This is a genomic window from Paraburkholderia sp. (genome assembly GCF_035656215.1).
Classification (GTDB): Bacteria; Pseudomonadota; Gammaproteobacteria; order Burkholderiales; family Burkholderiaceae; genus Paraburkholderia.
On sequence record NZ_DASRSY010000451.1, the window covers coordinates 1 to 13,489 of the forward strand.

A 13,489-nucleotide genomic window follows, 5' to 3' on the forward strand; every position below is an offset into this window, starting at 1 on the left:
GGTACGTCGAACCGTCATGGTGCGAAGAGCGTCACGCAATTCGAACTGCTGCCGCAACCGCCGGAAGAAGAGAACAAGCCGCTCGTGTGGCCGTACTGGCCGATCAAGCTGCGCACGTCGTCGTCGCATGACGAAGGCTGCTCGCGTGATTGGGCGGTCGCGACCAAGCGCCTCGAAGGCAAGAACGGCAAGGTCGAGAAGCTGATCGCCGCGCGCGTCGAATGGAAGGACGGCAAGATGCAGGAAGTGCCGAACTCGGAATTCGAAATGAAGGCCGATCTGGTGCTGCTGGCCATGGGCTTCACGCAGCCGGTGTCGCCGGTGCTCGAAGCGTTCGGCGTCGACAAAGACAACCGCGGCAACGTGCGTGCGTCGACCGAAGGCGACAAGGCGTATTACACGTCGGTGGACAAGGTCTTCACCGCGGGCGATATGCGTCGTGGTCAGTCGCTGGTGGTGTGGGCAATTCGTGAAGGCCGTCAGTGCGCACGTTCGGTCGACGCGTTCCTGATGGGTCATTCGGAACTGCCGCGCTAACGTCTCAGGTTGGTTTGCGCCTGTTGGCGCAGAAACCAGCTAATACTTGCAGGACGAGGTGGAGACGACAAAGCGGTACATAAGCAGCACACCAGAGCGGTAGAAAACAAAGCCGGGCACCTGAAGGGTGACCCGGCTTTTTAACGTCCGCCCTCGGTCATTTCCGATAGCGCGCCAGCGTCAGTCCGTCGAGATCGATCTCCGGCTTGCGCTGCGTAATCAAATCCGCGACCACGCGGCCCGAACCCATCGACATTGCCCAACCCGTCGAACCGTGCCCGACGTTCAGCCAGAGATTGTCCACGCCAGACGGACCGAGCAACGGCGCGCCATCGGGCGTCATAGGACGGCGGCCGACCCAGAAATGCGCGGAAGTCGGATTGGCCGCGTGCGGAAACCAGTCGCTGAGCACTTTCATCAGCGTCTGCAAGGCCTGCTCGCGCAAGGTTGTCTGGCGATTGCCGAGTTCCGCCGTGCCGGCCACGCGCAGGTTGGTGCCGAAGCGCGTGATTGCCGTTTTCAGCGACTCGTCCATCAGAGCCGCATGCGGGGCTTTTTCTTCGTCGGTGATGGGCAATGTCGCCGAATAGCCTTTGACCGGGTAGAGCGGCACTTTCACACCGAGCGGCGCGAGCAGCGCCGCACTGTCGACGCCCAGCGCCACGACCACCGCATCCGCTTGCAACGTCTCACTGCCGCGTTCGCTCTCGACACGCACGCCGCGCACCGCACCGCCTTGCACATCGAGCGCCGCGACGCGTGTGTCGAAGCGAAACTGCACACCGTTGCGCTCGCAGATCGCACGAAGTTCGCGGGTGAAGCGGGCGCAATCGCCGGCTTCGTCGTCGGGGAGATAGAGACCCGAGAGCGGCGTCTGACGCGCCCAGCGCAAACCCGGTTCGATTTCGACGCACTGTGCCGCACTGACCTCCCGATACACGATGCCCGCGTCGCGCAGGATAGCCAACGCCGGTTGCGCAAGTTCGACGTCGTACTCGCTGCGAAACAATTGCAGATAGCCCTGGCTGCGACCATAGTCGAACGGATGACGGCCACGGAATTCGTGCAGACAGTCACGGCTGTAATAAGCGATGCGTTGCATGCGCTGCTTGTTGACGCGAAAGCGTTCGAGGTCGCATTCACGCAGCCAGCGCGCGATCCAGCGCCATTGGGCCGGATCGAAGGTGGGGCGGAAGATCAGCGGTGAGGCTGGCTTGAACAGGTATTTGAGGATTTTCGCCGGCATGCCGGGCGCGGCCCACGGCGTCACATAGCCCGGCGCAATCACACCGGCGTTGCCGAAGCTGGTGGAGAGCGCGACATCCGGCTCGCGTTCGATCACGGTAACGTGGCAGCCTTGCTGACGCAGATAAAAAGCGGTGGCGACGCCGATCACGCCGCCGCCCAGAACAATCGTTTTCATGTGTGTGTACAGCGATTTCAGGCGGCAGGGCTGGTCGCGCCAAGCACTTTGCCCTTGGTTTCCGGCAGACATATTGCGGCGACGATCACCAGCAGGTAGCCCGCGCCGGCGACAATGCCCATCGCCTTAACAAGCGTCATGGTTTGCGACAGTGTACCGACCAGGATCGGAAAGAACGACCCGAGGCCGCGGCCAAGGTTGTAGCAGAAGCCTTGCCCCGATCCGCGGATCGAATTCGGATACAACTCCGACAAATAGGCACCGACGCCCGCGAATATCCCTTGCACGACGATGCCGAGCGGGAAGCCGAGCGCGAGCATCATGCCGTTGGTGATCGGCAGCATCGTGTAGACCATGCCGAGCACGAACGAGCCAATCGCGAACAGCACGAACGACGCGCGCCGGCCAATCTTGTCGCACAGAATCGCCCCGACGATGTAGCCGGTGAACGAGCCGACGATCAGCACGATCAGATAGCCGCTGGTGTTGAAGACCGACAGATGGCGCACGGTTTTCAGATAGGTCGGCAGCCAGGTGGTGATCGCGTAATACCCGCCGAGCATGCCGGTGCAGAGCACGCTGCCTAACAGTGTCGTTTTGAGGTACGGGAAGGAGAATATCTGCAGGAAGTGCGAAGTATCGAAGCCGCTTTCGCGGGCGCGGCGCGTTTCGAGAAAGATTTCCGGGTCGCTGACATTGCGACGGATGTAGATGATCCACAGCGCGGGCAGCAGGCCGATCCAGAAGCAGGCGCGCCATGCGACCTGTTCCGGCAACAATGCGAAAAACGCCCAATAGATGATGGCCGCGGCTGCCCAGCCGAAGGACCAACTGCTTTGCACGGTGCCGACCGCTTTCGCGCGATGCTGAGGTGAACGGATGGTTTCGGCCATCATGATCGTCACGACCGACCATTCACCGCCGAAGCCGATGCCTTGCAGCGTGCGAGTGGTGAGCAGTTGCCAGAACGAGTGGGTGAAGCCCGACAGGCAGGTGAAGATCGCGAAGGTGGCAATGGTCCACTGGAGGACGCGCACCCGTCCGTAACGGTCGGCGAGGATACCGGCGAGCCAGCCGCCGATCGCCGACGAAATCAGCGAACTGGTCGCGATCATGCCGGCTTCGCTTTTGGTCATGCCCCACGTCGCGATCAGCGTCGGAATGAGGAATGAGTAGATCATGAAGTCGAAGGCGTCGACTGCGTAGCCGCCGAAGCCAGCGTAGAGGGTGCGGCGTTCGCGCTGGGTCAGTTCGGTGAACCATTGGAGAGAGGGCATGTTTTTTTGTGGTCTCCGGGAGGTTTTTGCCTGCCGGTGCCTTCCGGCGGCTTGATAGTAGGTTTTTGTATTCTAAGGGGACGAGGTGTTGTGCGGCCAGTTGTGGTCAAAAATGGCGACAAGTAAGGACTTTCGTTCCGGTTTCTTACCAACTACTACGATGTAACCCAAAAATTATTGACCACGGTTAAACTGCGCCCGCAGCACTCAAGCTGCGAAAATCCTCCTCACGCCCGCGCTCGCCACCCTTAATTCTCGTAACCGCAAAAACCTGCTCGCCATCCCGCCTTTCCGCGAGTACGCCTTTGCGGGCACACCAATCGCGCCGTGCGTTCCTGAAATCCTCGGCAAGCGTGCTCTTGCTCTCGGGCGTGTGTAGTTCGTTGCTCTCGGCTTGCGGGGGCGGAAATCTGGACACTAATGTGCCGGAAACGCCACGCCTGACGTCTGTGAACAACTTTCGCGATGTGGCGGGCGCGGCCGCCGGCTATCCCACTGTCGACGGTAAGCAGATGCGCCGTGGCGCCTTCTATCGCGCGAACGCGCTGACCCTCAGCGCCGCCGACACAACCGTCCTTGAGAAACTCGTCATTGCGTCGGTCTACGATCTGCGCACGCCGGGCGAAATCGCGCGTACCGCGGATATCCTGCCCGCCGGCTCCACGTCGCAAGCACTCGACGTCCTGGGTACCAGCGACTTCGTCGCGCCAACGTTCGATACGGCAGGCGCCGCCGTGGCGTTCATGGAAGCCCAGGCGCGTGCCTATGTCACCGGCGCCGCCCAGCGCATCGGCTATGGCGAGCTCCTCACGCGGCTCGCCAATGGCGCCGGCACTCAGCTGTTTCATTCCAACGCGGGTAAGGATCGCACTGGTTGGGTCGCGGCACTCCTGCTCAGCATTGCCAACGTGCCGCTCGACGTCATCATGCAGGACTATCTGCTCAGCAACGTCTATCTGGCCCAATCGATTGCGGCGCAGACCGAGACGCTGCGCGCGCAGGACGGCGACGCGGTCGCAACGATCGAGTCGCCGTTGTTCAACGTCCAGGAAAATTATCTGCAAGCGGGGTTCGATCAGGTGCAGGCGAGCTACGGCACGATGGCGAGCTATCTGACGCAAGGCCTCGGCATGTCTCAAGCGACGATCGACGCTTTGCGCGACCGCCTCGTCGCCTGACTGGCTTTCGTCTGCGGCTCGCCGCGCCCGGTGTTGCGCGGAACGCGTCGGCGGGTACAGACGAAAAAAAGTCCGCCCCAAATAACTGGGCGGACGGAGAAGGGCGGCATCGAGGTTGCCGGGGGCGACTATAAGGCCATAGCCATCGCGAACCCCCCTTCAGTAAGGGCGCGTAAGTGCCTGCGCTCAATGCTGCGTCCCCTTCTCGATCATCCTTACGTGCAGGCCAGTCAAGCCGGCAATTCGATCCGTACTTCCAGCCCGCCTTGCGCGTGATTGCGCACATCGCAGCGTCCGCCGCGATCGTGCGCGAGCCGCGCGACAATCGCGAGACCCAGCCCGCAGTGACCCTCGCCGCCACGTGCGGCGTCAAGTCGTACGAATGGTTTCATCGCAGCGGCGATACGGTCGTCGGGAATGCCCGGGCCGTGGTCGCGCACGCTGATCACCCAATGCCGGTCATTGCGCGCCGTGGCGATATCCACCGGCGGCGAGCCGTGCTCGAGCGCGTTGTCGACGAGGTTCGTGACCAGCCGGTCGAGCAAGGTGCGCGGCAGCGTGAACGACGAACCGGCGCGCAGATCGAGCGTGAACAGCGGCGTCTCCGTGCTGTCGCTGGCGGAAAACTGTTCCTGCAGGAATTCGTCGACTTCGACCGGCGGCCCCGCGTCGGCGGACTGGCCGGCAAACTCCAGAAACTGCTGGACGATGTTGGTCAGCGAATCGACGTCGCGGATCAGTCCGGCTCGTTCGTTTTCCGCGACCAGCACGCTTGCGCGCAACTTGAGGCGCGTGAGCGGCGCTTTCAGATCGTGTGCGACGCCGGCCAGCATTACCGCCTGGTCGTCGCCGGCCTCATTAATGCGTCGCATCATGTCGTTGAAGGAGCCGATCAGATCGCGCAGTTCACGCGGGCCCTGCACGGTCACGGACTCCGGCCGGCCGCCTGAACCGAACGCGCGGGCGGCGTCGGCCACGCGCGACAGAGGCCGCTGCATCTGCCAGACCGCGAACAGCGACAGGATCAGCGCAGCCAGCAGCATCGAGATGGATTCGACCAGGAAGCGCGGGCGCGGCGGAACGTCTACCGGCACAACGACCCAGTTCGACTTGCCGGGGAATAGCACCCATAACTGCGGCGGGCGCAGGTCGTCGACGGCGATTTGCGTGCCGGGCGGCAGGTTCTCACGCAACTGCCGGCTCAACTCGACCAACGGATGCATGGTCGGCGTGTGCAGATGAATGCTCGACGGCATGTTCCAGGTGGGCACGAGGTGCACCCGCATGGCGGGCGCGAGCGCGGCGCCCTTCATCGGTTCGCCGTTGATTGCCTGCAGCACCAGCAGAATGCCGCGCGCGAAGCCGTCGATTTCGTGGCGCGGCGGCTGCATCACCACCAGCACGAACCACCCAGCCTGAATCGCGAACAACACCGCCGTAGACAGCAACGCCATTCTGCCGAACAGCGTGTTCAGCGGATTTCTCATGCGCTTGAGGCAACCTCTTCGGCGAACGGCGTGCCGTCGGCGTCGGGCACGAACACGTAGCCTTTGCCGCGCACCGTCTGCACGTAGCAGGGATTGGACGGATCGTCTTCAATCACGCGGCGCAGGCGCCAGATCGGTACGTCGAGGCTACGGTCGCGAAAGGCGAGATTGTCGCGATGCACGAGGTCGTGAATCAGCACGCGCGACAGCACCTTGTACGGATTGTTGACGAAAATCTTTAGCAGCGCGAACTCACTGTCGCGTAACGGCAGCTTCGAATCGTCGCGCGACAACGAGCGCGTGGCGAAGTCGAGCTCGAACGGTCCGAAGCGGTACGGCTTGCGGGATTCCGGCGCGCTCGTCGTGGATGGCCCGCGGCGACGCAGCACCGTATGGATGCGCGCGAGCAGTTCGCGCGGATCGAACGGCTTGGTCAGGTAGTCGTCCGCGCCGAGCGAAAGCCCGACAATGCGGTCGGCCACCGTACCGCGCGCCGTCACGAAAATCACCGGAATGTCGTCGCCGGCGGCGCGCAACGCGGTGAGCGCGCGCAAGCCGTCGGTGTTCGGCATCATGATGTCGAGCACGACGACCGACGGCCGTTCACGTTCGAGCCGGCGTTGCAAATGGGTGCCGTCATGCAGCACCGACGCATCGAAGCCGTTCGTCTGCAGAAACTTGCAAAGCAGATCGCGTACGACCGGATCGTCGTCGACGATAAGGACCTGTGGATTCATGGCGAAATTCTAGACTGCCTCGCGCGACGCGCGACCGGGTGTTTTCTTACCAATACTTACGCAATGCCGCGCTGGCCCGGCCAATTCGAGCGTCGGGCCCGCTACCAAAGGCTCACACCCTATTTCACGGCCGCCATATTTGGCAACGTGTTGCCGACGTGCAGCACGGCGCGGCAGTCATTTTGCATCGCCTAAATTCCGCCGATGAAAGAATCTGCGCGAAATTGCTACTGTCGGCAATGGGTTGCAACGGGTCGTAAGAACCGCCGGAAAGCGCGCGTTCCTTCGTGCATCGCCATCGCGTGCGCGGCGAGATGATTCGTCGTGCAGCACGTTGCGTCGCAAGCCGAAAACCGAAAACAGCCTAACGCCTTGGGCCCACGGCAGGCGGCGTGAAATCGAAACCTAGCGCCACGCGAGGCTCATCCATGACCGTTCACAGCAATCTCACTTCAACCCGCTTTTCTTCGCTCGCGCCGACGCCGGCAGCGGAAAAGCCCGCAACTTCAAACAACGCGCCGGTTACGCCGCAGGCACGCGAGTCCGTTAGCGAGGCGCTGCCTTCGCTGCCGTCCGGGCTTGTCGGGCATAACGTCAACACGACTGCCTGACGCACCGAGGCCCGTGTGTCGACCTCGAGCATTCCTGAGCGTTTCATCCGAGTCGCTGCGTGGTTGACGCTCGGCGCGGCGCTGCTGCCCCTCGGCGGCTGCGCCGTCGCCGCGCTGCCGTGCCGGCTGACGTCGGCCACGCTGAAAATCATCCCGGTCGTCGGCCATGCCGCGGCCACACCGTTCGACATGTGTTCATCCGCCATCGACTGAAATCGACTGAATCATGACACCCAAACGGATTGCCTGCGTGCTGGCGCTGCTAGGCGGCGTGTTCTCGATGACCGCCCTGGCGCAGCCAGTCGCGCGCGAAGCGAGTGCGGCCAGCGCCGCGTCGAAGGGCGCTGCCGCTGAGGCACGTCGGCGTTCGCCGGACAAGCCGTTCGCGTTTCGCGGCATAGCGCTCGGCATCACGCTCGACGAGTTCCGCGCCGGCTCGAGCGTGCGAGCTACACCGCTCGGCAGTGTGCCCGTCTGCGAGACGGATGTGCAGGCGGGTGCGCTCGGTATGCGCCTGAAGTCGCAGGAGAGTCTGACGGTCGCGTGCCGCTGGGCGCATCGTGCGGACGACGGCTGGGCGGTGTCGCAAGCGGTCGTCGATGGTGTGCCGGCACAGGAGCATGTGCTGCGCTTTGCACGTGTCGACGGGCAAAGCGCGCTGCGTCTGTACGAGATTTCTTTTGTGATCGACGAGATCACTGCCGAAGACTTGCGCGACGCGCTCGCGGACCGTTATGGCGCGCCGCGTCTGGCGACGCAAAGCGTGTCGTCGGGCGCGATGCCGGTCTACGTGTGGGAAAACGCAGTGAGTTCGATCACGTTGTGTTTTCTGCCTGGGACCCGCAACGGCACGCTCACCTATCTGCTGAAGGGCTCGGATGCATGGGTGAAATCGGTCGTTCGGCAATGGCAGGCGAGCGGTGCCGAGGCGGGCTGATGTGCCGTCTCATCCATCGCTCTGTTTGCGGACTCGTGCGTGGCTTCGATTGCATCGTTGAGCGAAGCGTCGGCACTGTAACCGCAAAGTCCGTTTTCAATCCGGCCGATCGGGCCAAGGAGCATGTATGACTGCGCTACGTCTCACTGTCGCGCTAGGCGCGGCGGCCTGTCTTGCGGCTTGCTCGAGCAGCCAGCCGCCGTCAATCGTCGAAACGCCGATGTTGCCGCCGCTCACGTCGGCGCCGCTGAACGTCAATACGCAGGGTGCGATCTATCAGGCGGGTTCGCCCTTGCTGCTTTACGAAACGCCGCGTGCGCAGCATATCGGCGACGTGCTGACGATCCGCTTGTCGGAGTCGTACAGCGGCAACAATAGCGCGACCGCCGCCGCGAGCCGTTCGAGCAGTATCACCGCGACCGCCGCCGATCAATCGACCAACGCCGCCGCGCGGCTCGCGAGACTGTTCAATATCGGCTCGGCCAGTACCGACTACAAAGGGCAGGGCAGTCTCACCGATACGAGCGGCATGACGGGCACGCTGGCCGTGACCGTGATCGGGACCATGTCGACGGGCAATCTGGCGGTGTCGGGCGAGAAGATGATCGCGATGAGCGGCAACCGCGACCGCCTGCGCCTGTCGGGCATCGTCAATCCGAAGGATATCGAAGCAGGCAATTATGTGGCGTCGAGCAAGGTCGCGAATGCGCGCATCGAGCAGGCGGGCGTTGGGATGGTGTCCGACTCCACCACGATGGGCTGGCTGCAGAGAATGTTTCTGAGCGTGCTCACCTTTTAAATTCGACGCGATGTGCGCGGAGGTGCACGCGAAATGCGTGACACGCTGTGCACATTCTCTCGTGTTCTACGCAAGCGGCGGCGCGCTGCGTTCCGCCGCGCCGATTTCACCGTCCGGCACGAACACATAGCCGCGTCCCCAGACGGTTTGCACATAGCGAGGCTCGGACGGATCCACTTCGATCAGCCGCCGCAAACGCCAGATCGATACGTCAAGGCTGCGATTGCGATGCGCCTCGCTATTGCCGTGCAGCTTCTCCAGCAACTGCGCGCGCGTGAGTACGGTCATCGCGTGCGTGACGAACACCTTGAGCATCGCGAATTCGCTCGAACGCAGCGGGATGCGCTCGTTATCGTGGCGCAGTTCGCGCGCTGGAAAATTCACCTCGAAACGACCGAAACGATAGGGCGTGCGTTGCTCCGGCGCGCTCGGTGCAATCGAGCCGCGGCGGCGCAGGACCGTGCGAATCCGCGCGACCAGTTCGCTCGGTTCGAATGGCTTGCCGAGATAGTCGTCGGCGCCGAGTTCGAGGCCGATCACGCGGTCGATCGGATCGGCACGCGCAGTCAGCAGGATCACAGGAATATCGTCGCCGGCGACGCGCAAGGCGCGCAGCGCGCTGATGCCGTCGAGCTCCGGCATCATGATGTCGAGCACGATCAGCGCGGGACGCTCGTTCTGCAATGTGCGTTGCAGCGCCATACCGTGTTCGAGCGTGGACACTTTGAAGCCACGCCCTACCAGATATTCGCTGACGAGCTCGCGGACGACAGGGTCGTCATCGACGACCAGAATGGATTGGTTCATCCAGGTCATCTTAGTGATCCGCGCGAGCGGCGCAAAGCGCATAACACTTTCGAATCCTTTCTCGTGTAAGAGAAAGCAAGCAGGTTGGCGCGCTTAATTTGCCAATGATGTCTGGATGGTCTGCATCGGTTGCCGGGCCAGAGCGGTTTGATCGACCACCATCTTGTCGATCAAACCATTGAGCTTGGTCGATGCGGCAGAGAAACGGTCGGCGTTGAGACCGCCGGTCTGGTAACGCGCGGTGACGAGAATACGCCCGTGCTGGATCAGCGTCAGATCGATGATCGACAGATACTGGATCGTTTCGTCGCTAAACGAGCGGCGACCGTAGTCGATCGCGGCATTGTAGACGAGGCGCGCCTCGCATCCGGCGGGCGAAGTGCCCGGATTGTAGACGTCCGAACGAATGCCGTGCCGGTCGAGCGCAAGTTGCAGTGCCGGCACGAAATCGCCGACCGACACCATTTGATTCACTTCGATGCAGACGTTATGCACGTCCGCCGGCCGGCCGTTAACGAAAGTCGGCGATGAGTAATTCGCCGCGATTGCGTAGCCCGCCTGAATCACCGAGCCGGTTGCGTCGGCCGCTGAGATCAGCGTCCACGCGCAGCCGTTCAAACCGAATGCGAGGGTAGCCGTGGCGGCGAGCCACGCGCAAGGCCGCCGCAACATGACCCACGCGGCCAAAGAGGCCCACGTGGAAGCGTAAGCGCGCAAGCTTGGCATAGAGGTCATGATGCGGTGCCTGGTGGCGGTGAAGACGTGCGGCGAATAACAGCGAGTCGCAGCGGATCGCGGCGAGATAGTTGCAAAAACGAGCCACGCTCAGCGCGTGACGCGCAGGCGCAATTCGTTTTGCCCTTGCACGCTTGCCGTCACGTTCACGCGCCGATCGTCGGTGGTCACGATGAAATGCTGACGCGTCGGCGTGTTGACGTCGTGTACGACGTTCGGGAAGCAGGCGGCGATATCGGCACCGATTTCTTCGAGCGGATCGTTGACGACACCGTCAGCTTGCCAGTGCGCGCGCCAGTGGCAATCATAGGCATGCGTGTTCGCGCGGCAGTCATCCGCGGCCGACATACCCGGCAGTTGCGCGGCGGGTTGCGTGTGTAGCTGTTTGAAGTCGGGCGCGTCGACGATATGTTTGAGCGCGGGGCAAACGTCCGCCGGCTCGTTGGGCTGGGTGGCTTGCGCGGCGTATGCGGCGCTCGTGAGCAGCAGGGCTGCGCCAAGAGCAAGCGCTGCGCGCTGGGTCAAAAGATGGGAGCGGCGATCGAATGACATGTGCGGAGAGTCCAGTATCAGTGAGTGGCGAAGCGGGCCGGACGTGGCACGGCCCGCACGACTATCGTCGCTGCAACAAGGGCTTTTCAAAGCGGGGAACAGCTTGCCCGCTTCGCAAATGCTTTCGAACTCTTCTCGGGTGTTTCCGGATGTTGCGACGGCCGGGCTGACCGTGCGGGGGATGGGAATGCGCGGCGTGTCGGCTGGCGTCGCGCGGAACGTTGCGAGAATGTGTGCGCGTTTGCCTCGCGGCGCGGAGGATTGCGCTGATGAGCCACGTGCTGCCTAGCCGAGCGTGAGGCCGCCGTCGATATGAATCACCTGGCCGGTGATGTGACGCGCTTCATCAGAGAGCAGGAACGCGATCAGCGCCGCGATATCCGCAGGTTCGGCGACGTGGCCGAGCGGCGTCGCTTCGGCGGCGCGGGTCCACACCGATGCATTATCGGCACTTGGGCCGCGATCTTTACGGGTATAGCCGGGTGCCACGCAATTGACCGTCACGCCATGCGGCGCAAGTTCGGCGGCCGCGGTTTTCGCCAGCGATTCGAGCGCCGCTTTCGCCGCCGCCGTGGCGGCGAACGGTGTATCTGCGCGATAGCGATGCGCGACGAACGAACTGAGCGCGATCACGCGACCCCGCTTCGAGGTTTCCAAGGCGGGCGTCGCACGTTTGACGAGCGCGGCGAACGCGGCCGGCATGGCGGCGAAGGCGGCGCTGAACGCATCCGCGTCGAGTGCATTGAGCGTTTGCCGTTGCGCGTGGCCAGCGTTCGCGACCAGTTGATCGAGCGCGCCGAAGTTCGCGAGCGTTTGATGAACCACGTGTTCGGCGGCGCCGCGTTCGGCCAGATCGCCGAACACCGTCGCGCAGCGCGCGCCGTTCGCGCTGCAATCGGCGGCGACTTGCGCAAGACGCTGGCGCGATTCGTCGTCGGCGCCGCGTGCGTGCAGCATCAACGCGGTGCGCGGCGCGGCGATGCGTCGGGCCAGTGCCGCGCCGATGCCGGAGCCCGCACCGGTGATCAGGACGACGCGATCGAGCCCGGCGCCGCTCATGCCAGTCGTGCTGCTCGCGTCACCGGCGCTGCTCATGTCGCTCACGTTGTGCATGCTGTTCACGCGGCAATCGGTTCGCCCGAGCGCTCGACGTCGAGCGTGTCGCCATGGAACGCCGCCAGCGATTCGCGATGCGCGACGCTGACGATCGCGGCCTTCGGCAGCCGCTCGGTGAACAGGTGATAGAGACGTGCTTCGTTTTCCGAATCGAGCGCGCTGGTCGCTTCGTCGAGGAATAGATAGTCCGGCTTGTGCAGCAGCACGCGGGCGCCGGCGAGACGCTGTTGTTCGCCCGGCGAGAGAATGCGCGTCCAGTGTCCCGATTCCTGCAGACGGTCGGCGTACTCCGACAGGTGGCAGGTGATGAGCGCTTCGCGGCATTCGTCGTCGGTGTAGGTGTCTGCAGAAGAGGGATAGGTGAGCGCGGCTTTCAGCGTGCCGATCGGCATGTAGCTGACTTGCGGAATGAACATCATGCGCGCGTTGACCGGGGCGTCGATCGAGCCGTCGCCGAACGGCCACAAGCCGGCGAGCGCGCGCATCAGCGTGCTCTTGCCCGAGCCGGACGGACCACGCACCAGCCAGCGCGAGCCCGGTTTGATCGCGATATCACGGATGCGCGACAGCGGGTTGCCGTTCGGCAGCGCAAGCTGGAGGCCTTCGGTGGAGAGCTTGTCTTCGTCGACAAAATGCAGATTGATGCCGCCATGCGCGGTAGCGGGCGACACCGATTCCTTCAGACGCGGGGCATGCACAATGCGCTTGAATTCGCGCAACCGGTTCACGGTAGCGCGCCACTCGACGAGGGTGGCGTAACTGTTGATGAACCACGAAAACGAATCGCTGACGGTGCCGAACGCGCTCGAAATCTGCATTAGCACCCCGAACGTGAACGCGCCCGCGAAGTAGCGCGGCGCCGCCACCACCAGCGGAAAGATGATCGCGATCTGACCATAGAAGCTCAGCACAAAGGTGAGCCGCTTGGTGTATTTCATCACCAGCCACCAGTTGTCGCGGATGCGGCCGAACAGCGAGTGCGTGTTCTTTTTCTCGGTTTCCATGCCGTCGTAGAAAGCGATCTGCTCGGCGTTTTCACGCAGCCGGATCAGACCGAAACGGAAATCCGCCTCGACCTTCTGCGCCTGGTAATTGATCGACACGAGCGGATGGCCGACCTTCTGGATGATCAGCGAGCCGACCACGGCGTACAGCGCTGCGGCCCACACCATGTAGCCCGGAATCTGCACCGGCATGCCGCCGAGCGAAACGGTCAGCGCACCGGCCAGTGACCACAGGATCGTGATGAACGAGACCAGCGTGACGACCGTGGACAGCAGATCGAGCGTCAGC

Annotated in this window: 15 protein-coding genes; 5 read left to right on the forward strand and 10 right to left on the reverse strand. The window is 63.2% G+C overall.

The window, feature by feature from the left end:
* A partial coding sequence (locus tag VFE81_RS26415) for an FAD-dependent oxidoreductase (RefSeq protein ID WP_325047407.1) occupies positions 1-537 on the forward strand: 537 nt, incomplete at its 5' end.
* A 157-nt stretch (positions 538-694) separates the two neighbouring features.
* Here the strand turns inward: VFE81_RS26415 and VFE81_RS26420 are convergent.
* Entirely contained in the window at positions 695-1,960 is a 1,266-nt protein-coding gene (locus tag VFE81_RS26420) for a D-amino acid dehydrogenase (RefSeq protein ID WP_325047408.1), read from the reverse strand.
* Positions 1,961-1,977: 17 nt separating this feature from the next.
* Positions 1,978-3,237: an MFS transporter gene (locus VFE81_RS26425; protein ID WP_325047409.1), complete on the reverse strand. Its 1,260-nt coding sequence runs from the start codon at positions 3,235-3,237 to the stop codon at positions 1,978-1,980.
* 251 nt (positions 3,238-3,488) lie between these two features.
* Between VFE81_RS26425 and VFE81_RS26430 the strand changes: the two genes are divergently transcribed.
* A complete protein-coding gene (locus VFE81_RS26430) occupies positions 3,489-4,415 on the forward strand; it encodes a tyrosine-protein phosphatase (protein ID WP_414695660.1) in 927 nt (308 codons plus the stop codon).
* Between the two features lie 230 nt (positions 4,416-4,645).
* Here the strand turns inward: VFE81_RS26430 and VFE81_RS26435 are convergent, their stop codons facing one another.
* The 3 genes from VFE81_RS26435 to VFE81_RS26445 form a co-directional block, all read right to left on the reverse strand.
* A complete protein-coding gene (locus VFE81_RS26435) occupies positions 4,646-5,902 on the reverse strand; it encodes an ATP-binding protein (protein ID WP_325047411.1) in 1,257 nt (418 codons plus the stop codon).
* Positions 5,899-6,639 carry a response regulator gene (locus VFE81_RS26440; RefSeq protein WP_325047412.1) on the reverse strand — a complete coding sequence of 247 codons (741 nt, stop codon included), beginning with the start codon at positions 6,637-6,639 and terminating at the stop codon, positions 5,899-5,901. Before VFE81_RS26440 ends, VFE81_RS26435 begins: the two co-directional genes overlap by 4 nt.
* A gap of 436 nt (positions 6,640-7,075) precedes the next feature.
* A complete protein-coding gene (locus VFE81_RS26445; protein ID WP_325047420.1) occupies positions 7,076-7,297 on the reverse strand; it encodes a hypothetical protein in 222 nt (73 codons plus the stop codon).
* Here VFE81_RS26445 and VFE81_RS26450 point away from each other — a divergent pair.
* The 3 genes from VFE81_RS26450 (at position 7,296) to VFE81_RS26460 (ending at position 8,986) form a co-directional block, all read left to right on the forward strand.
* Positions 7,296-7,463, forward strand: coding sequence for a DUF6726 family protein (locus VFE81_RS26450; protein WP_321207320.1), 168 nt, complete (start codon positions 7,296-7,298; stop codon positions 7,461-7,463). The two genes, VFE81_RS26445 and VFE81_RS26450, sit on opposite strands and share 2 nt — an antisense overlap.
* 13 nt (positions 7,464-7,476) lie before the next feature.
* Positions 7,477-8,187, forward strand: coding sequence for a hypothetical protein (locus VFE81_RS26455; protein ID WP_325047413.1), 711 nt, complete (start codon positions 7,477-7,479; stop codon positions 8,185-8,187).
* Between the two features lie 127 nt (positions 8,188-8,314).
* Complete coding sequence (locus tag VFE81_RS26460) at positions 8,315-8,986, forward strand: flagellar basal body L-ring protein FlgH (protein ID WP_325047414.1); 672 nt, start codon at positions 8,315-8,317, stop codon at positions 8,984-8,986.
* A 66-nt stretch (positions 8,987-9,052) separates the two neighbouring features.
* Here VFE81_RS26460 and VFE81_RS26465 read toward each other — a convergent pair whose 3' ends face one another.
* The 5 genes from VFE81_RS26465 to VFE81_RS26485 all read right to left on the reverse strand — a co-directional run.
* Positions 9,053-9,793 carry a response regulator gene (locus tag VFE81_RS26465; protein WP_325047418.1) on the reverse strand — a complete coding sequence of 247 codons (741 nt, stop codon included), beginning with the start codon at positions 9,791-9,793 and terminating at the stop codon, positions 9,053-9,055.
* 93 nt (positions 9,794-9,886) lie between these two features.
* Positions 9,887-10,528 (reverse strand): hypothetical protein, encoded by a 642-nt coding sequence (locus VFE81_RS26470; protein ID WP_325047415.1) that lies wholly within the window; start codon positions 10,526-10,528, stop codon positions 9,887-9,889.
* A 90-nt stretch (positions 10,529-10,618) separates the two neighbouring features.
* Complete coding sequence (locus VFE81_RS26475) at positions 10,619-11,080, reverse strand: hypothetical protein (protein WP_325047416.1); 462 nt, start codon at positions 11,078-11,080, stop codon at positions 10,619-10,621.
* Positions 11,081-11,365: 285 nt separating this feature from the next.
* Positions 11,366-12,139: an SDR family NAD(P)-dependent oxidoreductase gene (locus VFE81_RS26480; protein WP_325047419.1), complete on the reverse strand. Its 774-nt coding sequence runs from the start codon at positions 12,137-12,139 to the stop codon at positions 11,366-11,368.
* 59 nt (positions 12,140-12,198) lie between these two features.
* Positions 12,199-13,489, reverse strand: a 1,291-nt coding sequence (locus VFE81_RS26485; RefSeq protein ID WP_325047417.1) for an ABC transporter ATP-binding protein/permease, incomplete at its 5' end; no start/stop codon positions are given.